Origin of the sequence: Streptomyces sp. NBC_00224 (genome assembly GCF_041435195.1) — a bacterium.
Taxonomy (GTDB): domain Bacteria; phylum Actinomycetota; class Actinomycetes; order Streptomycetales; family Streptomycetaceae; genus Streptomyces.
The window spans coordinates 2,968,421-2,988,089 of the sequence record NZ_CP108106.1 but is presented as its reverse complement, the minus strand read 5'-3'; the positions used below and the strand labels follow the sequence as shown (position 1 = coordinate 2,988,089).

The window sequence follows — 19,669 nt, the reverse complement described above, 5'->3', positions numbered from 1 at the left end:
CTCAGCCTCCCTGGACGGCGGTCAGGACCTCGACGCGGTCGCCGTCGCCGAGCGTGGTGCGCGGCCATTCGCTGCGCGGTACGACCGCCTCGTTGACGGCGGCGGCGACGCCCGCGGGTGCCGGGGTCAGGGTGGCGACGAGTACGTCCAGTGTGGTGCCGGCGGCGAGGTCGCGCGCCTCGCCGTTGACGGAGACGGTCGTCGGGGAGACGGTCATGCGGTCAGCTCCTGCGGTACGGACTCCACCGGGGCGGAGGTGAAACGGCGGGGGGTGAAGGGGCGCGCCTCGTCGGGCAGTTCGCCGGTGGCCAGCGCGTGCGCCAGCGCGTCGCCGGTGACGGGGGTGAGCAGCACCCCGTTGCGGTAGTGGCCGGTGGCCAGGTGCAGGCCGGGCAGGGCGGTCGGGCCGAGCAGCGGCGCGTTGTCGGGGGAGCCGGGGCGCAGCCCCGCGCGGGTCTCGGTCAGCGGCAGTTCGGTGATGCCGGGCACCAGCTCGTGCGCGTCGCGCAGCAGCTCGTAGACGCCGCCCGCGGTGACCGTGGTGTCCCAGCCCAGCTCCTCGCTGGTGGCGCCGACGACGAGCTCGCCGTCGGCGCGCGGCACCAGGTAGACGTGGCTGCCGCGGACCACCGCGCGGACCGTGCGGGACAGGAACGGCGCGTACGCGGGCGGCACGGTCAGCCGCAGCACCTGGCCCTTGACCGGGCGCACCGGCGGCCGCAGCTCCTCCGGGACCCCGGCGAGCCGTCCGCTGAGGCTGCCGCCCGCGAGGACGACCTGGTCGGCGGCGAGCTCGGTGCCGTCGGCCAGGACGGCCCCCGCGGCCCGCTCGCGGACCACCGAGAGCCGTTCGGCCCAGGCGCGGTGGAACACCACCCCGGCCCGCTCGCACGCCGTGAGCAGGGCCCTGGTGAGGCGGCGCGGGTCGATCTGGTGGTCGCCGTCGACCCGCAGTCCGCCGCGCACCCCGGGCGCCAGCATCGGTTCGAGGCGGCGGCACTCGCGCCCGGTCAGCCACTGGGAGTCGAGCCCCGAGCGCTGCTGGAGCGCGTGCAGCTCGCGCAGATGGGCACGGTCGTCGGCGTCCAGGGCCACCGCGAGGGTGCCGCAGGCGCGGTAGCCGGTGCCGAGGCCGCTCGCCTGCTCCAGCTCGGCCACGAAGTCCGGGTAGCGCCTGGCGGAGGCCAGGTTGAGGCCGAGCAGGGTCTCCTCGCCGTAGTGGAGCTCGGTGACGGCGGCGAGCATGCCCGCCGCGACCTGGGCGGCGCCGCCGCCGGGCGCGGGGTCGGCGAGCGCGGTGCGCATACCGCGCTGCGCCGCCCGCCAGGCCGTGACGAGGCCGATGATGCCGCCCCCCACCACCAGTACGTCCGACCCGTGGGGAATTGCCCCGTTTTGGGATGACTGCATGGGCGTCCAGCCCCTCCCTTCGCCGGCATGACCCGGATCAGGTTCGTACGGTCGGAGGCCGCTGCAGCCTCCCTCTCAGCCCGGTGCGTCCGGGCTCCCGCGAGTGCTTGTACGTGCGTCAGGCTAACGCCTGACCGGTTTCCTGACGAACTGTCAGATGTTTATGGTGATCGGGTGAGCGAAAAGCAGACGCATTCCGAACAGCGCCACGTGGTGGTCGTCGGCGCGGGCATGGCCGGGGTCCAGACCGCCGTGGCCCTGCGCGAACAGGGCTTTCCCGGCCGGATCACCCTCATCGGCGCCGAGCCCCACCAGCCGTACGACCGGCCACCGCTCTCCAAGGCGGTGCTGCTCGGCAAGGCCGAGGGTTCAGCCTTCGAGGTGGACTTCGAGGGCCTCGGAGTCGAGCTGCGCCTGGGCGAGACCGTCACGGACGTACGCGCGCGTGAGCACGAGATCGACACCGCGTCCGGGCCCGTCCCGTACGACGCGCTGGTGATCGCCTCCGGCGCGGAGCCGATCACGCTGCCCGGCATCGAGGGCCTTCCCGACGTCCATCTGCTGCGCACCCTCGACGACGCCGGGCGGCTGCGCGCGGTACTGAGCGCCCAGCGCCGCGTCGTGGTCGTCGGGGCGGGCTGGATCGGGGCCGAGTTCGCCACGGCCGCGCGCGAGGCGGGGTGCGCGGTCACCGTCGTGGAGGCCGCCGACCGCCCGCTGGCGGGCGCGCTGCCCGCCGAGGTCACCGAGCCGATGGCCGGCTGGTACGCGGAGAGCGGCGCCGAACTGCTCACCCACGCGCGCGTGGCGGCCGTCGAACCCGGAGCCGTCGTCCTGGCGGACGGCCGCCGGCTCCCGGCCGACGCGGTCGTCGTCGGCATCGGCGCCCGGCCCACCACCGACTGGCTGGCGGGAACCGGCATCGAGCGGGGTGCGGAGGGCGCGGTCACGGCCGACGACCGGCTGCGCACCTCGCTGCCCGACGTCTACGCGGTCGGGGACTGCGCCTCCTTCCCTTCGGGAAGGTACGGAGAGCGGCTGCTCATCCACCACTGGGACAACGCGCTGCAGGGGCCGCGCACGGTGGCGGCGGACATCGTCGGCGAGGCGGTCCGGCCGTACGACCCGGTGCCGTACTTCTGGTCCGAGCAGTTCGGCAGGTTCGTGCAGTACGTCGGCCACCACGGCGGCGCCGACCGGCTGCTGTGGCGCGGCGACCCGGAAGGCGCCGCGTGGACGGTCTGCTGGCTGCGCGAGGGGCGGCTCGTCGCCCTCCTGGCCGTCGGCCGACCGCGCGATCTGGCGCAGGGCCGCAAGCTCATCGAGGCAGGTGCGACGCTGGATCCGGTCCGTGCGGCCGACCCGTCCGTCCCCCTCAAGGCCGCAGTCGGCTGACCTCCGGCTACCGAGTGTCAGTCCGGGATGGCACGCTTGTCCCGTGACCGAGATTGACGCAAAAACCGATGCACTCGTCCCCGCCTGGCTCCACCTTCCCGACATCGCGGAGATGCTCGATGTCGAGGTGACGCGGGTGCGGCAGCTGGTCAAGGAGGGCCAGCTCATCGCCGTACGCCGCGGTGAGAACCGGACGCTGCAGGTGCCCGCCTCCTTCATCGACGGCGACAAGGTCGTGAAGGGCCTCGCCGGCACCCTCACGCTCCTGCGGGACGACGGCTACTCCGACGAAGAGATGCTGGAGTGGCTCTTCACCTCCGACCCGACCCTGCCCGGCACCCCCGCGCAGGCCCTGAGCGAGAATCGCGGGACGGAGGTGAAGCGTCGCGCCCAGGCGCTCGCCGTCTGACCCGATCGCCAACAGGTGGGGCGCGGGCCGGGGGACCGGTCCGCGCCAGCACCGCACACAACGGGGGACTTCATGCCCACGGCCCGTGAGCAGCTCGCCGACGCCCGGCTCTACCTCTGCACGGACGCGCGCAGGCGCCAGGGCGACCTGCCCGCGTTCCTGGACGCCGTGCTGTCCTCGGGCGTGGACATCGTCCAGCTGCGGGACAAGGGCATGGAGGCCGCCGAGGAGCTGGAGCACCTGGCCGTCTTCGCCGACGCCTGCCGCCGGCACGGCAAGCTGCTCGCGGTCAACGACCGGGCCGACGTGGCCCACGCGGCGGGCGCCGACGTGCTGCACCTGGGCCAGGGCGACCTGCCGGTCCCGGCCGCCCGCGCGATCCTCGGCGACGAGGTCCTGACCGGCCGCTCCACGCACGCCGACGCGGAGGCCTTCGCGGCCGCCTTCGAGCCGGGCGTGGACTACTTCTGCACGGGCCCCTGCTGGCCCACCCCGACCAAGCCGGCCCGCCACGCCCCGGGCCTCGACCTGGTGCGTTACACGGCCTCGCTCGCCACCGAGCGCCCCTGGTTCGCCATCGGCGGCATCGACGCGGCCAACCTCGACGAGGTTCTGGACGCGGGCGCCGAGCGGATCGTGGTGGTCCGTGCGATCACCGAGGCGGACGACCCCGCCGAGGCGACGGCGAACCTGGCGAAGCGGGTGCGTGAACGCGCGGTGGCCCGCTAGAGGTCTTTTGTCCGAGGGGTGGACAAGAGTCCGGCAATGTGGACAATTTACCCCTCCCTTGTTGGGGGACCGCCAAGGCCTGGCTAACCTGCCAGTATGGCCCTTGGCACTGCTTCCACCAGGACACATCGCGCGCGTACCGTGCGCGAGATGCTGGCGTCCGGTGAGACGACATACTCGTTCGAGTTCTGGGCGCCCAAGACGGAGAAGGGCGAGCGGAACCTCTGGAACGCGCTGCGCCGGGTGGAGGCGGTGGCTCCGAGCTTCGTCTCCGTCACCTACGGCGCGGGCGGCTCCACCCGCTCGGGCACGGTCAAGGCCACCGAGCAGATCGCGGCCGACTCCACCCTGACCCCGGTGGCCCACCTCACGGCGGTCGGCCACTCGGTGGCGGAGCTGCGCAACATGGTCGGGCAGTACGCGGACGCCGACATCCGCAACATCCTCGCGGTGCGCGGGGACCCGCCGGGCGACCCGATGGGCGACTGGGTCAGGCACCCCGAGGGCGTCACCTACGCGGCCGACCTGGTGCGGCTCATCAAGGAGTCCGGCGACTTCTGCGTCGGCGTCGCCGCCTTCCCGGAGATGCACCCGCGCTCCACCGAATGGGACGCCGACGTACGGCACTTCGTCGACAAGTGCCGGGCCGGCGCGGATTACGCGATCACCCAGATGTTCTTTCAGCCGGAGAGCTATCTGCGGCTGCGCGACAAGGTCGCCGAGGCCGGCTGCGAGACCCCGATCATCCCCGAGGTCATGCCGGTGACCAGCGTGAAGCAGCTGGAACGGCTGCCCCAGCTCAGCAACGCCGAGTTCCCGCCCGAGCTGAAAGAGCGGATCCTCGCCGTCAAGGACGACCCGGCCGCTGTACGCTCCATTGGCATCGAGTTCGCCACGGAGTTCTGCGCGCGGCTGCTCGCCGATGGCGTACCCGGGTTGCACTTCATTACCCTCAACAACTCCACGGCGACGCTCGAAATCTACGAGAATCTGGGGCTGCACCAGCAGCCCTGATCAGTCGCATCTGGTGTACCGGCCGGCCGTCCCGCCAAGGGGGCGGCGGCCGTTGGGAGAGGGGCGTACATGGGCTGGGCGGTCCTCTACATCGCGTTCGGCGTCGTCGCGCTCTGGCTGCTCGGCGAAGTGCTCCTGCAGTACAAGGCGCGGCTGCGCTGGCGGCTGCTGGCCTTCACCGGCTTCATGGGCGTGGTCCTGGGCGTCCTCCTGCCGTCGGTGTTCGTGATCATCCTGGGCGCGCTGGCCTTCGCGCTCGGCCAGACGTACGTCACGCTCTCCTTCCGCCGGGGCTTCTCCACCGGCTGGGCCGTCGGCGGCAGGCCGGGCGCCAGCCGCCGTCGCCGCTCGGGCGGCGCGGCCCCGCTCCAGGACCCGGTGCTCCAGGTCTCCGGTTTCCAGTACGAGGCCGACGGCGAGGCCGACGCCCCGCAGGGCGCCCCGATGGACGAAGCCGCCGACGCGGCGAGCGCCGTACGGGAGTCCGTCTACGAGCCGCAGCCGCTGCCCGACGACACCGGCCAGTACGGCGTCTACAGCGAGAACGCCTACGCCGGAGCCCAGCAGCAGTACGGCGGATACGACGCCGGACAGCAGCAGTACCCCGACCCGTACGCGGGCCAGTACGGCTACGGCACGGACACCGGGCAGCAGCAGTACGCCGCCTACTCCGACCCGTACATCGGCAGCGGCACCACCCAGGGCTACGGCACCCACGACAGTTACACCGCCCCCCAGCAGGGCTACGCCGACCCCTACGCCCAGCAGTACGGCATGGACACCCCGCCCGGCGGGGTCTGGGTGCCGCAGCAGCGCGACGGCGAGCCCCAGCCGTACGGCGAGGAGCAGCCCGCGCCGTACCCGCAGAGCGGCGAGTACGGCAACGGGACGGGCGGCGGCACCGGAAACGGTTACCTCAACGAGCAGCAGCCGTACCGCTATTGAGTGATCGTCGGCCCGGTCGGCGACCCCGCCGGCCCGCCGACCATCGGCTCACTGCGAGCCGCGGAAGCCGTCGCCCTCCACGATCAGACCGCTGACCAGCGATCCGGACATCCCGGCGTGCGCGAGCCCACCGCCGGGGTGGGCCCAGCCACCCGCCAGATACAGGCCCGGCAGGCGCGTCCGGTTGCCCGGGTGCAGCCGAGTGGCACCGGCCCCGGCCAGCGAGGGCGCCGGGACCGAGCCGCCCTCCGCGCCGGTCTCGGCCTCCGTGTCCGCGGGCGTGCGCACCACGCGCCACAGGATTCGCTCCCGCAGCCCCGGCACCGCCGCCCCGGCCACCTCCACCAGCGTGTCCGCGTACCGCTCGCGGGCCTGCTCGTCGGTCCAGTCGAACGGGCCCTGCGGGGGCGCCGTCGCGGTCAGCGTGACGGCCTCGTGGGCGTCGTCCGGCCGGGTCGCCGGGTCGTCGGGGCGCAGCACCGTGACCGTCGGCCGTATCGCCGGGTGGCGGGTGGTGAAGACCGCCTCCGCCTCCGCCGCCGGGTCGGGGGAGTGGACCACCGTGCGGTGCACCGCGTCGGCCGGGCGCTCGCCGCGCAGGGCGAGCAGCACCGTGAACCGCCCGGGGGCCTGGGCCGCGCCCGGCCGCACATCGCCGTCCTGCCACGGCTCGCGCCCGCGCAGCGGGCCCGACCCGGGGCGGGGCTGGGCGGCGAGGACCACATGGTCCGCCTCCGCCACCTCGCCTCCGGCGAGCTCCACGCCCGCCGCGCGGCCGTCCTTCTCCACGATCCCGGTGACCTCGGCGTCGAAGACGAAGGCGACCCGTCGCGCCAGACACCGCTCGTACACCGCGCGCGCCAGCTCCCGCATGCCGCCGCGCACGTACCAACTCCCGAAGCTCTGTTCCAGGTACGGCAGCAGGCTTGCGCTCGCGGGGGCCGTGCGCGGGTCCAGGCCCTCCGCCAGTGCGTAGCTCGTCAGGAGCGCGGCGAGCCGGGGGTCGCCCAGCTCCCAGGCGCCGACCTCCGCGAGCGTGGACGCCTGCCGGGGGGAGCGCAGCAGACGGCGCTGCTTGGGCGCCGGATACGGGTCGCGGGCCAGGACCTGCCAGTCGGGCCAGAGCGGCTCCTCCAGGAGCGGGCGCCGCGAGCGGTCCCAGGCGTCCCGCGCGCGGCCCAGGAAGTCGCCCCACTTCTCGCCCTCGCCCGCGCCGAGCGCCCCGTCGAGCGCCGACACGACGCCCGCGCGCGAGGCGTTGGGCAGCGAGACGTCCGTGCCGTCGGCGAAGAGATGGCGGGCGGCGGGGTCGGTCGGCGTGAGCTCGACCCGGTCCTCCAGGGGCTCCTTGCCGGTCTTGAGGAACAGGTCCCGGTAGACGGCGGGCAGGCGCAGCAGAGCCGGGCCGGTGTCGAACGCGAACCCGTCCCGCTCGAACCGCCCCAGCGCCCCGCCGTACGTCGACGCGCGCTCGTACACCGTCACCCGGTGGCCTGCCACGGCCAGCCGGGCGGCAGCCGCCATGGCGCCCATCCCGGCGCCGATCACCGCAATCCGTGCCATGCCTGCGACTTTATCGGCCGCCACTGACAACGCCGGTGCCCGGGCCGCGGGGGCTCACTCCGGCGGGCCCGGCTCCCGGGCCGCGGCCAGCCGCTTCTCCTCGCGGCGCTGGGCGCGGCGGCGCCGGAAGCGGCGGATCCGGCTCCAGAGGAAGACCAGTATCACCACGCCGAGCACCAGCAGCGTGCCCGCGATCACGGCCGCGGCGACCGGGTGGAAGATCGCGAAACTCATGATCCCGGCGACGCCCAGGTCCTCGGCCGTGCTGAGCGCGATGTTGCTGAACGGCTCGGGCGAGGTGTTCACCGCCATCCGCGTCCCGGCCTTCACCAGATGGCTCGTCAGCGCCGTCGAGCCGCCGATCGCGCCCGCCGCCAGATCCGGCAGCGACCCGCTCTGCCCGGCCAGCAGCGCGCCCACCACGGCGCCCGCGACCGGCCGGATCACCGTGTGCACGGTGTCCCAGACCGAGTCGACGTACGGGATCTTGTCGGCCACGGCCTCGCAGAGGAAGAGCACCCCCGCGACGATCAGGACGTCGGGGCGCTGGAGCGCGTCGGGCACCTCGTCGGTGACCCCGGTCGCGCCGAAGATGCCGAGCAGCAGGACCACCGCGTACGCGTTGACCCCGCTGGCCCAGCCGCTGGTGAACACCAGGGGGAGTACGGACACGGACGTGATCGTAACCAGTTCCGACTTCCTGGCACTGGGGTTGAGCACGGACGCCTGAGTATCCGTACTTAGAACATGAGATGAGTAATTGCGCGGATGGGGTCCCACCTGCGTGGACGGAAGAGTGGAGGGCACGGAGGGGGCAGGCGCGTCCGTACCGCCGACACGGGGCGGCGGAACGGCGCGGCTCCCCTGACGAACGGGGCACGGGGGGTACGGGGGTACTGAAGTGCCCAGAGCGACGTACGGGGGACGTGTTCCGAGGAAATACGCCGGTGCGGCGAGGCCCAGGGGGGATTCGGGCCTCGCCGCACCGGTGTTTCCGCTGCTTTCACGCGCGCGTGGACGGCGTCAGCGTCCGCTGACCCTCCCGTGCAGCAGCCGCGAGAGGGCCGCGTGCACCTCGTCGAGGGAGCGCTCGCTCTGGAAGGCCTGCCAGTCGAGCGCGGCCACCAGGACCATCCCGACCAGCGCGGCCGCCGTGAGCGGGATGTCGATCTCTTCGCTCAGCTCGCCCTCCGCGACGGCCTCGCGCAGCACCGTCTCGACGACGGCGACCGCCTCCTGGCGCACCACCATCAGGGTGGACTGCCAGGCCCGGTTGGTCCGCCACAGCTCCGCCACGTACAGCTGGGTGAAGGCCGGATACCGGTGGATGAACTCCAGGCCCGCCCGGACCATCGCGTCCAGCGCCTCGACCCTGCTGCCACCGCGCGCGTGGGTGACGTCGGCGGCTTCCTGGAGCGAGGCCGTGAGCAGCCCCACGCCGTGCCGCAGTAGCTCCTCGAACAGCTCGGTCTTGCTCTTGAAGTTGTAGTAGACGGTGCCCTTGGCGACACCGGCCCGCTCCGCGATCTCGTCGACGGTGGTCGCCGAGAAACCTTGCTCGGCGATGAGGGTCACCGCCGCCTCATAGAGCTTCTGCCGGGTCGCCTGCCGTCTGGTGCTGCTCTCCATACGGTCGATTCTCACAGGTCCGGCGCTCCTAGAGACTCAGCTCGGGGTGGAGGCGGTCCAAAGTCCAGACCTGCTTCTTTCTGGCCGACAGGGCGGTCAGCGCCAGTGCGCCCACCGTGAAGGCCACCAGCACCGCGCACCCCTGCCACACCGGCCCGAGCCCGCCGCCCGTGATCAGCCGCCGCAGCCCGTCGACCACGTAACTCATCGGCAGGTACGGATGGATCGTGTTGAAGAACGCCGGGCTCGTCTGCACCGGGTAGGTGCCGCCCGCCGAGGTCAGCTGGAGCATCAGGAACGCGAGCACCAGGATCCGCCCGGCCGCCCCGAAACGGGCGTTGAGCCACTGCACGATCGCCGCGAAGCAGCACGTGACGAGCGCGAGGAAGCCGATGGTCCCGGCGGAGCGCTCCATCTCCAGGCCGAGCGCGAAGTGCAGCACGGACATCAGCGCGCCCACCTGGAGCACCCCGACCGCCGCCACCGGCAGCCAGCCCGCCAGCGCGATCCGCCAGGCCGAGGCGCCCGCCGCGAGCGCCCGCCGGTTGAGCGGCTGGATCAGCATGTACGCGACCATCGCGCCCACCCAGAGGGAGAGCGGGATGAAGTACGGGGCGAAGCCGGTGCCGTAGTTGGGCGCCTTGTGCAGCGCCTGCGAGGCGAGCTTGACCGGGTCGGCCATCACGTCGGTGCGCTTGTCGCGCTCCTGCTTGTCGTAGTCGGGGATCTTGCCGACGCCGTCGTGCAGACCGCCCGCCAGTTCGGCGGAGCCGCCGGAGAGCTTGAGCAGACCGCCGTCGAGCGTGCCCGCGCCCTTCTTGAGCTTGCCGACACCCGTGTCGAGGTCGCCCGCGCCCGTCTTGGCCGAGGCCAGGCCGGTGTGCAGGGCGCCCGCGCCCTTGGCGACCTCCTTGGCGCCCTTGTTGAGGGCGTTGACGTCACCGACGGCCTTGTCGAGGTCCTTGGCGAGCGTCGGCGCGTTCTTGGCGAGCCGGCGCGCCTGCTTCTGGAGCTCGGCGAGGTTCTTGTCGAGCGTCTTGAAGTCGCTGTTCTGGTCCTGGACCACCGTGTTGAGGTCCTCGGCGAGGGTGGCCGCGGTGGCCGCCGCCTTCTTGGCGCGCTTCAGCTCCGGGCAGGCCGGGCCGGGCGTCGCGGAGGACGGGCACAGCGAGGCGTAGACCGTGTTGAGGTCGTTGGACGCCTTGCGGGCGCCGGTCGCGGCGGCGGGCGCCGCCTTGATCACGTCGGCCAGGTGGTCGCGCACCGGTCCCACCGAGTCGTCGACCAGCTTGGCCGTGTCCCCGATGGCTTTGGCGTTCTCCTTGAGGAACGGACGCGCCTCGTCCGCCGCCGTGTTGACCTTGTTGGCCAGGGTCTGGGTGCCCGCGGCGACCTGGCGGGCGCCGTCCTCCAGGTCGGCGGAGCCGGTGTTGAGCTTCTTGATGCCGCCCGCCAGCTTGCCGCTGCCCGTCTTGGCGTCGGTCAGCCCGTCGGCGAGGTCCTTGGAGCCCTTCTTCGCCTTGCCGAGCCCGCCCTTGAGGTCGGCGGCGCCCTTGGCCGCCTTCTCGGTGGCGTCGTGGAGGTCGGAGAACGAGATGAAGATCTTGTCCAGGAAGGAGCGGGAGGCCTTGGCGGAGGCCGCCGAGCGCACCTCGGAGAAGACCGTGCGGGAGATGGACCCCACGATGTAGTTGTTGGCGTCGTTGGTGCGCACCTGGAGGGCGCCCGTCTCGGGGGAGTCCCCGGAGCTCGACGCGATCCGCCGGCTGAAGTCCGCGGGCATCGTCAGGGAGAGGTAGTACGTGCCGTCCTCGACGCCCTTGCGCGCCTCTTCGTCGCTCACCTCGCGCCAGTCGAACGTCTTGCTCTGGCGCAGCCGCTCGGCGATGCCGTCACCGGCCGCGATCCGCTGGCCGCCGGCGGTGGCGCCCTTGTCCTCGTTGACCAGCGCGACCGGCACCCGGTCGAGCCGCCCGTACGGGTCCCAGAACGACCACAGGTAGAGCGCGCCGTACAGCAGCGGCAGCAGCAGGAGCGCCACCAGCGCGGCGCGCGGCAGCTTCCCCCTGCCGAACCGCTTCAGCTCAAGCGCGGCCAGTCGTGGCGAACGCATCCCCCGCCCCCTCCTCGTGCTCAGCGTGCTTGCTTTCCGTACTCCGTACGGTGATGTCGGCTTCCCCGGGTGCCTGGCTGCAGACCGCGATCACCGTCGTACCGGCGTCCGCGATCGACCGCAGCAGCGCCCAGGCCTCGACGCGTTCGGCGTCGGAGAGCTTCAGGTCGGTGTCGTCGACGCCGAGCAGCCGGGGCCGGCCCATCAGGCCCAGCGCCACGGAAAGGCGCAGCGCCTCAAGCCGCTCCAGATCGCGTACGGAGGTGCGCTCGCCCTTCGGCAGCGTGTCGAGGTCGAGGCCCGCGGCCTTCAGCGCGTGGTCGATCGCCGCCCTGGCGGTGGTGCGGCGCTCGGCGGGCGTGCGCAGCAGGGCGCGTACGGACCCGTCGAAGCGGCGCTGGAGCAGCGCCCGTTCGCGCAGGTGCTCGGCGACGGTCAGGGCGGGGTCGAGGTCGCTGACCCCCGGGACCGGGCCGAGCGCGCTGAACCGGCGGACGGCGGCCATCCGGCGCGGCAGCCGCTCGCCGCCGACCTCGGCACGGCCCTCGGTGGGCTTCATCCGGCCGGTGAGCGCGAGCAGCAGACAGGTGCGCCCGGAGCCGGACGGGCCCTCGACGGCGACGAGCGAGCCGGGCGCGGCGTCGAGCCGCACGTCCCGGAAGACCCAGCCCCGTGGCCCCTTGAGCCCGAAGCCCTCGGCGGTGACGCCTGCCCCGTGCGGGCTGTCCACGTTCCCCCCATTCTTTGAACTGACTGGTCAGTACAAAAGATAGCCCGAACCTGCGTACGGGACAAAGGAGCAGGTCAAGGGCGGCCGAGGGGCGGGCGACGGCCGATTGTCAGTGGGGCCCCTCACGATGGACACATACGGCCACAGCGCCGTCACACGACGACAGGAGGTTCGTCATGGCCAGCCATCGCGCGGCAGCCGCTCACCGGCGCCGCCCCACCGGCCCTGCCCCCTCACTGAACGGTGCCGCGAGCGACATCCACCCGGTGCTGCGCCGGGACGGTGCGCCACCCGCCGCCCTCGACCTGCTCGCCCAGGCCCGCAGCGGTCTGGACGAGGCCGCCGTGCTCGACACCCCCAACGAGCGGTACGCGACGGCGCACCTCGCCGCCCTGCGCACCGCGGCCGCCGTGCTCGCCGCCCGGGGCCGCCCCGAGACCGCCCCGCGCAGGCGGCAGCGGATCCGGAGCGCTTGGGAGGTGCTCCCCGAGATAGCACCCGAACTGACCGAGTGGAGCGCGCTGTTCGCCTCCGGCGCCACCCGCCGGGCCCGCGCCGAGGCGGGCATCCAGGGCGCGGCCACCGGCCGCGACGCCGACGACCTGATCCGCGACGCCGCGATGTTCCTGCGCCTGGTCGAGCGCCTCCTCGTCCTCCAGCCCGTACTGCCCCAGCCGAGGACCCGGGAGCCGGACGCGGGGTGAGGCGCGGGGCCCGCGCGGGGACGGGGGTGCGGTGACGGAGGTGCGGTGAGGTGCGGGGATGAGCCGGGGCGGGCCCGCGAGGCAATAGGGTGGACGGGCCTTCACCGTTCTTTGCCCCGCCGTCCCGCGGCGGCGCCGCGCCGAGGAGTCAACTGCCGTGCCGGACCCCATGCGCCCCCGCGCCTCTCTCCGTACCGCCGTGGTCTGGGAGGTCCTCAAGGACGCCCTCGACCGCCGGGTCAAGGCGACCGGGCGCGAGGCGCTGGACGTCCTGGACACCGGCGGCGGCTCGGGCAACTTCGCGGTGCCCCTCGCCCGCCTCGGCCACCGGGTCACCGTGGTCGACCCCAGCCCGAACGCGCTGTTCGCCCTGGAGCGCCGGGCCGCCGAGGCCGAGGTGGCCGACCGGGTCCACGGCGTCCAGGGCGACGTGCTCGGCCTGTTCGACGTGGTCGAGCGCGGCGGCTACGACGCGGTCCTCTGCCACGGCGTCCTGGAGTACGTCGAGGACCCGGCCGAGGGCGTGCGCAACGCGGTCGACGCGCTGCGCTCCGAGGGCGCGCTGAGCCTGCTGGCCGCCGGGCTCGGCGGAGCCGTGCTCGCCCGCGCGCTCGCCGGGCACTTCACCGAGGCCCGCCGGGCCCTGGGCGACCCGGCCGGGCGCTGGGGCGACGGCGACCCGGTGCCCCGGCGGTTCACGGCCGAGCAGCTCACCGCGCTGGTCGCCGCGACCGGCGCGGAGGTGGGTGCGGTGCACGGCGTACGGGTCTTCGCGGACCTGGTCCCCGGGGTCCTCGTGGACACCGAGCCGGGCGCCCTGGACGCCCTGCTCAAGCTGGAGGCGGCGGCCGCCGAACTGCCCGCGTTCCACTCCGTGGCGACGCAGCTGCACGTCCTGGGCGAGAAGCGCGCCTGACTCCCGTCCGGCCGCTCGGGCGGCCCCGGTGCGCCCGGTGGGACCGCCCCCGGTCCCACGCCCGGCCGTCCCCGCGCTGATCAGCGACGCTGTCCCGGACGGCGTAGCGGCATGGAGTACGCCACAGGCCCCCCGATCGGCGGCTTCGCCCCGTATGATCGGGGTACAAGGTCCGGCATGGCGGGTCGCTCGATGGGGAATCCACTCCCCACCGGGCGAGCCGCCGTGGCGGCTCGGATTGGCGAATTGGCGTAGAGGGCGGGTTTCACGGGGGCGATTCCCTGCCTATCCTGAAGGGGCCGCATCCGGTCGCCCCCCGCGACCGACGAGTAGGAGGACTCCGTGCCGCTCTCGGAGCACGAGCAGCGCATGCTCGAGCAGATGGAGCGAGCGCTGTACGCCGAAGATCCCAAGTTCGCGACAGCGCTTGAGGGAAGCGGGCTGCGTACGTATACCCGACGACGGGTCTACCAGGCGGTCGCTGGCTTCCTGGTGGGTATCGCGCTCCTCATGATTGGTATCGGGCAGGGGATCTGGATCAGCGTGGTCGGGTTCCTCATCATGCTCGGCTGTGCCGTGCTCGCGGTCACCGGCTGGCGCAAGGCGCCACGGCGCGGTGAGCAGCCGGCGGGCGGTGGTGCGGCGGCGCGGCCTGCCGCGCGCGCACCGAAGCGGTCGATGATGGACCGCATCGAGCAGCGCTGGCAGCGGCGCCGCGACGAAGGCGGTCGCTAGGCCCGGCGGGCCTGCACGTTTGGACGTGGCCGAGGGGTGACCATCGACGGTGGTCGCCCCTCAGTCGTACCGCTCGGCCTGCGGCCTTGCTCGTCCTCACGCGCCGGACGGGCTGATCGACCGGCCCAGGCCCGGCCCCGATTGAGGCCGCCTTCCCGTGCGGCCCGTCGCCTCGGCCTGCGGCCATCACTTGTCCTCAAACGCCGGACAGGCTGATTGATCGCCCCCGTTGGCCACCGATCGCGGTTGTCCCGCCGTGCGGCCCGTCGCCTCGGCCTGCGGCCTTCGCTCGTCCTCAAACGCCGGACGGGCTGGATATGTGCCCGCCCGGCGCTTGAAGGGAGACCGGCCCGACGCCTGGAGGGAAACCGGCCCGACGCCTGGCCGGACCGGGCCTGCGGAGCCGGATTTCGCTCGGCCCGTCGGGGCCCCGCTCCCGTCCTGTCAGGACCTCACGCAGACCCCCGCGTCGGCCTCCGTACCAGCGTCTTCAGGCGGTTCGCCGTACGCGACGTCAGGGCGTCCCACTTCGCCGTCGCCGTCCACGCCACCCTTACGGCCGAGCGGGGGGCCAGGTCGGCGCGGAGGCGGGGCCAGGTGGGGAGTGCCGCGCGCAGGCCCGTGCGGATCTCGTGGGCCGCCTCCGTGAGGCCCGTGGGCCGCTGTGGGCTCGGGGCGTACAGCACCTGCTCCACCGCGCTCGCCGCCCGGTGCACCGACTCCGCCGCCGCGCCGTCCAGACGGCCGAGCCGCACCATGCGGGCCGCCGCCTTGCGCGGGGTCAGTGAGTCGTCCGGGACGATGCCGTGGTCCCAGGCCGTGTCGATGACCTCCCGCCACACGGCCAGCGTGGCGGTGACCGGATCGGCGTCCGGGTGCCCGGCCCGGGCGAGCCGCCGCGACCGTACCCGGACCCGCCACAGCCAGGGCAGCAGCGGCAGCGCCAGCGCCGCGAGCACGCCCAGGGACACCGCGGCCACCGTGGCCAGCGGGGTCCCGCCGTCGTCGCCGCCCGTGGGGGTCGCCGGGGCCACCGCGCCGCACTCGTTCTGCTTGCGCAATTGCGCCGGGCAGGAGGACGACGGGGTCGGCGCCGCCGAGGGCCGCGTCGAGGGGCCCTCGGAGGGCTTCACCGGGTTGGTGGGGGAGCCCGACGGGGTGTCCGGCCGGGTGTACTCCGGGGCGGAACCGCGCGAGGGGGTCGGCTCGAACCGGGTCCAGCCCACACCCTCGAAGTACAGCTCGGGCCACGCGTGCGCGTCCCGCAGTCCCACCGACATCGTCCCGTCCGGGCGCGGCTCGCCGGGAGTGAAGCCCACCGCCACCCGGGCCGGTATGCCCAGGGTCCGGGCCATCGCGGCCATCGTGAAGGAGAAGTGGACGCAGAAGCCCTGCTTGTCCTTGAGGAAGCGGGCGATCGCCTCCGTACCGCTGCCGGACTCCACCTGGGTGTCGTACGTGAACCCGCCCCGCACCGCGAACCAGTCCTGGAGCATGACGGCCCGCTGGTAGTCGGTGGTCGCGCCCTTGGTGACGCGGCGGGCCGTCGTGTTCACGATGCGCGGCAGGGACTGCGGGACCTTCGTGTACTCCTGCACGAGCGCCGGGGGAGAGGACTGCGCGGCGGCCAGCTGGGCCGCGGTCGGCCGCACCTGGAGGCTGCTGACCTGGTACTGCGCGCCCTGGGTGGTCTGCCCCCGGTCGCCGACGAGGGTCCGGCCGACCGGCTCGAAGCGCCAGTGCCCGCCGATGTCGACCTTGGTCGCCGGGTAGGGCATCGGCAGCCAGTTCTGGGTGTACCAGCCGGCGGCCGAGACGCTGGTCCTGATCTCGGCGGTGCCGACAGCCGGGCTCAGCCCGTCGGGCTGCGGCAGTACGTCCGGCACGTCCTTGATCTTGCGCTCGGACGACTTCCAGGACGCCCCGTCGAACTGGTCGAGGGCCACGATCCGCAGATACAGGTCCTGGGTGTCCTGTGCGTTGGTGCGGTAGCGAAGGACCTCGCGGTCCTCGGGCTGGTTGAGGCTGTTCTGGAGCGAGACCAGCGGGTTGACCGCTGAGATCGTGCCGCCTCCGCCGCCCTCGCCGCTGCCGCCGCCGGAGCCGCCGAGCAGCCCGGTGCCCATGGCGGGCAGCGCGGCCGGGATCACCAGGGCGATGCCGAGGGCGAGCGCCCCGATCCGGCGGCCGGTGCGGACCGGCGCGAGCGGGCCGCCATCCGACTCGAACGGGGTCTGCGGCCGATCGGACCGGGCCGCCCCGCCGAACATCCGCCCCCACTGGGAGAGCCGGTCACGGCCCTCGGCGAGCAGGAGCAGCAGATAGCCGGCGGCCGCCAGGAGGAACCACAGCCAGCTCGCCCCGCCGTTCGAGAGCCCCGCGGCCACCGAGTACAGCGCGAGCAGCGGCAGCCCGGCCGGGGCGGCGCTGCGGAAGGTCACGGCCAGTGCGTCCACCGCGAGCCCGATCACCAGCGTGCCGCCGACGACCATCAGCCGGATGCCGTCGGTGGCGGGCGCCGGGATCGTGTACCGCCCGACGTCGTCGGCCCCCTGTGTGAGCAGCTGGGAGAGCTGCTCGAAGGCCTCAGGGCCCGGCAGCAGCCCGGCAAGGGCCTGTTCCCGGGCGAACACCAGGGTCAGCAGGACCAGCGTCACCACGGCCTGCACCAGCACCGTCAGCGGCCGCGCCAGCGGAACCCGGCGGGCGAGCGCGCCCACCCCGGCCTGGAGGGCGAGCAGGAACGCGGCCTGCACGATCCAGGTCGCCCGGTTGACGAGCGGCAGCAGGGAGCACGACGCCATCACCGTGGCGGCGAAGGCGCACAGCGCCAGCCGTCCGCGCCCGCTCATGACCACGCCCCTGACATTCCCGGTATCCCCGATGTTCCCGTCGTCCACGAGGCGCCGCCCGAAGCGGCCCCCGTGCCCATCCGTTCCTGACCCGCCTGCCGCCACAGGTCCGCGAGAGGTGCGCCCGGCGGCACGGCGAGCGCCGTCCACCCGGCCTCGCGCAGCAGCCGCAGCGACCGCTCGGCCGGGCCGTGGCCCCCGGGCGGTGGCGAGCCGTGCGTCCACAGGTCGCTGTCCAGGACGAAGGCGACCGCCGCGCCGCTGCGCCGCCGCATCTTCGCCGCGACCGCGGCCTGCTCCTCGTCGAGGTCCCCGAAGAACCCGACGAGCAGCCCTTCGTTCCCGCCGCGCAGCACGTCGTACGCGCGCGAGAGCCCGCCGCCGTCGGAGTGGTCCACGACCGCGAGGGTGTCCATCATCAGCCCCGCCGAGTCCGAGGAGTCCTGGGTGGATCCGGCGAACCCGCCCGCTCCCTCGCCCGGCACCGAGCTGCCGGTGTCGGTCAGCAGCCGCACCGAATAGCCGCGCTCCAGCATGTGCACCAGCGCCGAGGCCGCGCCCGAGACGGCCCACTCGAAGGCCGAGTCGGGGCCCGCGCCCGCGTACGCGATGTCCCGGGTGTCGAGGAGCACCGTGCACCGGGCCCGCTGCGGCTGCTCCTCGCGGCGCACCATCAGCTCGCCGTAGCGCGCGGTGGAGCGCCAGTGCACCCGGCGCAGGTCGTCGCCGTGCCGGTACAGGCGCGGGATCACGTCGTCCTCACCGGCGAGCGCCAGCGAGCGCTGGCGGCCGTCGCCGTATCCGGCGGCCTCGCCGGAGAGCCGTACGGGAGGCAGTGGCTCGGTGCGCGGTATGACCGTGAGGGTGTCGTAGGCGCTGAACGCGCGCGTCAGCTCGCACATCCCGAACGGGTCGGTCAGGCGCAGCTGGAGCGGGCCGAGCGGATAGCGTCCGCGCAGGTCGGACCGGACCCGGTAGGACACCTCGCGCTTGCCGCCCGCCTCCACCCGGTCCAGTACGAAACGGGGCCGGGGGCCCAGCACGTACGGCACCCGGTCCTGGAGCATGAGCAGCCCGGTGGGCAGCCGGGAGACGTTGTCGACGCGCAGGTGCACCCGGGCCTCGGAGCCCGCGGGCACGCGCGCGGGGGAGAGGCGCCGGCTGCCCGCGACCCGGTAGCGCGTGCGGTACAGGACGGTCGTGCAGACCAGGGGCAGCACGGCGAGCAGCAGCCCGACCCGCAGCAGATCCTCCTGGCCCAGCACATACGCGCAGATCGCGGCGGCGATACCGGCGGCCAGGAACGACCGGCCGCGTGTGGTCAGCCCGGACAGCGCGGCCCGGGCACCGCCCTTCTCGGCGCTCTCCGGCCCGGCCTCGGCCGGGGGTTCCCCGGCCGCCATCACAGCCGCCGGGTGCCGGGCTGCTGCTGGCCGTAGAGCGGGCCGCCCGCCTGCGGCACGGGGGTGCGCTGGAGGATCTCCAGGACGACCTGCTCGGCGGTGCGGCGGTTCAACTGGGCCTGGGCGTTGGGCAGCAGCCGGTGCGCGAGCACCGCGACGGCGAGCGCCTGGACGTCGTCCGGCAGTGCGTACTCCCGGCCGCTCAGGGCCGCGGACGCCTTGGCCGCGCGCAGCAGGTGCAGCGTGGCGCGCGGCGAGGCGCCGAGTCTGAGGTCGGGGTGGTTGCGGGTGGCCCCGACCAGCTGCACCGCGTACCGCCGGACCGCGTCGGCGACGTGGACCTTGCGGACCGCGTCGACGAGCTTGACGATGTCGTGCGCGTGCGCCACCGGCTGGAGGTCGTCCAGCGGCGAGACAGCGCCGTGCACGTCGAGCATCTGGAGCTCGGCCTCGGCCGACGGGTAGCCGATCGAGACGCGGGCCATGAAGCGGTCGCGCTGGGCCTCGGGGAGCGGGTAGGTGCCCTCCATCTCCACCGGGTTCTGGGTGGCCACCACCATGAAGGGGCTGGGCAGTTCGTAGGTCTGTCCGTCGATGGTGACCTGGCGCTCCTCCATCGACTCCAGGAGCGCGGACTGCGTCTTGGGCGAGGCGCGGTTGATCTCGTCGCCGATCACGATCTGCGCGAAGATCGCGCCCGGCTTGAACTCGAAGTCCCGCCGCTGCTGGTCGTAGATCGACACACCGGTGATGTCCGACGGCAGCAGGTCCGGCGTGAACTGGATGCGCCGGACCGTGCAGTCGATGGACTTGGCCAGCGCCTTGGCCAGCATGGTCTTGCCCACACCCGGGACGTCCTCGATCAGGAGGTGCCCCTCGGCGAGCAGTACGGTCAGCGAGAGCCGTACGACCTCGGGCTTGCCCTCGATCACACCCTCCACCGACCTGCGGACGCGCTCCGCAGTGGCGGTCAGATCTGTGAGGCTCGCTCGCTCGTCATAGGTCGTCACCCGGCCCTCCTCGGCCCTTCCCCCCGCTCATGGAGCGGCGGGTTACCCCAGTTGCCTGCGGGCCGGCGCACTGGAAACGGCACGGCCCACCTCGAAATACGGACACCGCGTC

18 protein-coding genes and 1 riboswitch are annotated in these 19,669 nt (G+C 73.6%); of the genes, 8 read left to right on the top strand and 10 right to left on the bottom strand.

The annotated features are described in order from the left end of the window. Position 1 precedes the first annotated feature (1 nt). A complete protein-coding gene (gene thiS, locus OG965_RS13320) occupies positions 2 to 217 on the bottom strand; it encodes a sulfur carrier protein ThiS (RefSeq protein WP_371652258.1) in 216 nt (71 codons plus the stop codon). Continuing rightward, positions 214 to 1,410, bottom strand: a complete 1,197-nt coding sequence (thiO, locus tag OG965_RS13315; protein WP_371652257.1) for a glycine oxidase ThiO — start codon at positions 1,408 to 1,410, stop codon at positions 214 to 216. The genes thiS and thiO overlap by 4 nt, the downstream gene beginning before the upstream one ends. Continuing rightward, positions 1,408 to 1,521: riboswitch (TPP riboswitch) on the bottom strand. Its footprint overlaps the gene before it by 3 nt. 120 nt (positions 1,522 to 1,641) lie before the next feature. Here thiO and OG965_RS13310 point away from each other — a divergent pair. The 5 genes from OG965_RS13310 (at position 1,642) to OG965_RS13290 (ending at position 5,902) form a co-directional block, all read left to right on the top strand. Next, positions 1,642 to 2,805, top strand: a complete 1,164-nt coding sequence (locus OG965_RS13310; RefSeq protein ID WP_371656932.1) for an NAD(P)/FAD-dependent oxidoreductase — start codon at positions 1,642 to 1,644, stop codon at positions 2,803 to 2,805. A gap of 43 nt (positions 2,806 to 2,848) precedes the next feature. Next, positions 2,849 to 3,214: an Rv2175c family DNA-binding protein gene (locus OG965_RS13305; protein ID WP_371652256.1), complete on the top strand. Its 366-nt coding sequence runs from the start codon at positions 2,849 to 2,851 to the stop codon at positions 3,212 to 3,214. A gap of 72 nt (positions 3,215 to 3,286) precedes the next feature. Further along, entirely contained in the window at positions 3,287 to 3,943 is a 657-nt protein-coding gene (thiE, locus tag OG965_RS13300) for a thiamine phosphate synthase (RefSeq protein ID WP_371652255.1), read from the top strand. 96 nt (positions 3,944 to 4,039) lie between these two features. Continuing rightward, positions 4,040 to 4,957 carry a methylenetetrahydrofolate reductase [NAD(P)H] gene (gene metF / locus OG965_RS13295; RefSeq protein WP_371652254.1) on the top strand — a complete coding sequence of 306 codons (918 nt, stop codon included), beginning with the start codon at positions 4,040 to 4,042 and terminating at the stop codon, positions 4,955 to 4,957. Positions 4,958 to 5,026: 69 nt separating this feature from the next. Then, positions 5,027 to 5,902, top strand: a complete 876-nt coding sequence (locus tag OG965_RS13290; RefSeq protein WP_371652253.1) for a hypothetical protein — start codon at positions 5,027 to 5,029, stop codon at positions 5,900 to 5,902. 48 nt (positions 5,903 to 5,950) lie between these two features. Here the strand turns inward: OG965_RS13290 and OG965_RS13285 are convergent, their stop codons facing one another. The 5 genes from OG965_RS13285 to OG965_RS13265 form a co-directional block, all read right to left on the bottom strand. Beyond that, a complete protein-coding gene (locus tag OG965_RS13285; RefSeq protein WP_371652252.1) occupies positions 5,951 to 7,465 on the bottom strand; it encodes a phytoene desaturase family protein in 1,515 nt (504 codons plus the stop codon). Positions 7,466 to 7,519: 54 nt separating this feature from the next. Further along, a complete protein-coding gene (locus OG965_RS13280) occupies positions 7,520 to 8,137 on the bottom strand; it encodes a DUF4126 domain-containing protein (protein WP_371652251.1) in 618 nt (205 codons plus the stop codon). Between the two features lie 351 nt (positions 8,138 to 8,488). Then, positions 8,489 to 9,094, bottom strand: coding sequence for a TetR/AcrR family transcriptional regulator (locus OG965_RS13275; protein ID WP_371652250.1), 606 nt, complete (start codon positions 9,092 to 9,094; stop codon positions 8,489 to 8,491). A 28-nt stretch (positions 9,095 to 9,122) separates the two neighbouring features. Next, positions 9,123 to 11,207, bottom strand: a complete 2,085-nt coding sequence (locus tag OG965_RS13270; protein ID WP_371652249.1) for a YhgE/Pip family protein — start codon at positions 11,205 to 11,207, stop codon at positions 9,123 to 9,125. After that, complete coding sequence (locus OG965_RS13265; RefSeq protein WP_371652248.1) at positions 11,179 to 11,937, bottom strand: ATP-binding cassette domain-containing protein; 759 nt, start codon at positions 11,935 to 11,937, stop codon at positions 11,179 to 11,181. The genes OG965_RS13270 and OG965_RS13265 overlap by 29 nt, the downstream gene beginning before the upstream one ends. Before the next feature lie 176 nt (positions 11,938 to 12,113). On the opposite strand from OG965_RS13265, the gene OG965_RS13260 reads away from it, so the two are divergent. The 3 genes from OG965_RS13260 (at position 12,114) to OG965_RS13250 (ending at position 14,292) form a co-directional block, all read left to right on the top strand. Then, positions 12,114 to 12,641, top strand: coding sequence for an SAV_6107 family HEPN domain-containing protein (locus OG965_RS13260; RefSeq protein ID WP_190088759.1), 528 nt, complete (start codon positions 12,114 to 12,116; stop codon positions 12,639 to 12,641). Positions 12,642 to 12,798: 157 nt separating this feature from the next. Then, a complete protein-coding gene (locus OG965_RS13255) occupies positions 12,799 to 13,557 on the top strand; it encodes a class I SAM-dependent methyltransferase (protein WP_371652247.1) in 759 nt (252 codons plus the stop codon). A 342-nt stretch (positions 13,558 to 13,899) separates the two neighbouring features. Continuing rightward, positions 13,900 to 14,292, top strand: coding sequence for a DUF3040 domain-containing protein (locus tag OG965_RS13250; RefSeq protein ID WP_371652246.1), 393 nt, complete (start codon positions 13,900 to 13,902; stop codon positions 14,290 to 14,292). Positions 14,293 to 14,744: 452 nt separating this feature from the next. Here the strand turns inward: OG965_RS13250 and OG965_RS13245 are convergent, their stop codons facing one another. From OG965_RS13245 to OG965_RS13235, 3 genes are read right to left on the bottom strand one after another with little or no spacing between them, the layout of a single operon-like run. After that, on the bottom strand, positions 14,745 to 17,144 hold the full coding sequence (locus OG965_RS13245; RefSeq protein ID WP_371652245.1) for a DUF3488 and DUF4129 domain-containing transglutaminase family protein: 2,400 nt from the start codon (positions 17,142 to 17,144) through the stop codon (positions 14,745 to 14,747). Further along, positions 17,141 to 18,547 carry a DUF58 domain-containing protein gene (locus tag OG965_RS13240; protein WP_371652244.1) on the bottom strand — a complete coding sequence of 469 codons (1,407 nt, stop codon included), beginning with the start codon at positions 18,545 to 18,547 and terminating at the stop codon, positions 17,141 to 17,143. Before OG965_RS13240 ends, OG965_RS13245 begins: the two co-directional genes overlap by 4 nt. Continuing rightward, on the bottom strand, positions 18,547 to 19,557 hold the full coding sequence (locus OG965_RS13235) for an AAA family ATPase (RefSeq protein ID WP_371652243.1): 1,011 nt from the start codon (positions 19,555 to 19,557) through the stop codon (positions 18,547 to 18,549). The genes OG965_RS13240 and OG965_RS13235 overlap by 1 nt, the downstream gene beginning before the upstream one ends. Positions 19,558 to 19,669: the final 112 nt, after the last annotated feature.

Excerpts from the sequence above, each read along its gene's own strand:
- thiS (WP_371652258.1), bottom strand. The coding sequence starts at position 217 with ATGACCGTCTCCCCGACGACCGTCTCCGTCAACGGCGAGGCGCGCGAC.
- thiO (WP_371652257.1), bottom strand. The coding sequence starts at position 1,410 with ATGCAGTCATCCCAAAACGGGGCAATTCCCCACGGGTCGGACGTACTG.
- OG965_RS13310 (WP_371656932.1), top strand. The coding sequence starts at position 1,642 with ATGGCCGGGGTCCAGACCGCCGTGGCCCTGCGCGAACAGGGCTTTCCC.
- thiE (WP_371652255.1), top strand. The coding sequence starts at position 3,287 with ATGCCCACGGCCCGTGAGCAGCTCGCCGACGCCCGGCTCTACCTCTGC.
- metF (WP_371652254.1), top strand. The coding sequence starts at position 4,040 with ATGGCCCTTGGCACTGCTTCCACCAGGACACATCGCGCGCGTACCGTG.
- OG965_RS13290 (WP_371652253.1), top strand. The coding sequence starts at position 5,027 with ATGGGCTGGGCGGTCCTCTACATCGCGTTCGGCGTCGTCGCGCTCTGG.
- OG965_RS13285 (WP_371652252.1), bottom strand. The coding sequence starts at position 7,465 with ATGGCACGGATTGCGGTGATCGGCGCCGGGATGGGCGCCATGGCGGCT.
- OG965_RS13275 (WP_371652250.1), bottom strand. The coding sequence starts at position 9,094 with ATGGAGAGCAGCACCAGACGGCAGGCGACCCGGCAGAAGCTCTATGAG.
- OG965_RS13270 (WP_371652249.1), bottom strand. The coding sequence starts at position 11,207 with ATGCGTTCGCCACGACTGGCCGCGCTTGAGCTGAAGCGGTTCGGCAGG.
- OG965_RS13260 (WP_190088759.1), top strand. The coding sequence starts at position 12,114 with ATGGCCAGCCATCGCGCGGCAGCCGCTCACCGGCGCCGCCCCACCGGC.
- OG965_RS13245 (WP_371652245.1), bottom strand. The coding sequence starts at position 17,144 with ATGAGCGGGCGCGGACGGCTGGCGCTGTGCGCCTTCGCCGCCACGGTG.
- OG965_RS13240 (WP_371652244.1), bottom strand. The coding sequence starts at position 18,547 with ATGGCGGCCGGGGAACCCCCGGCCGAGGCCGGGCCGGAGAGCGCCGAG.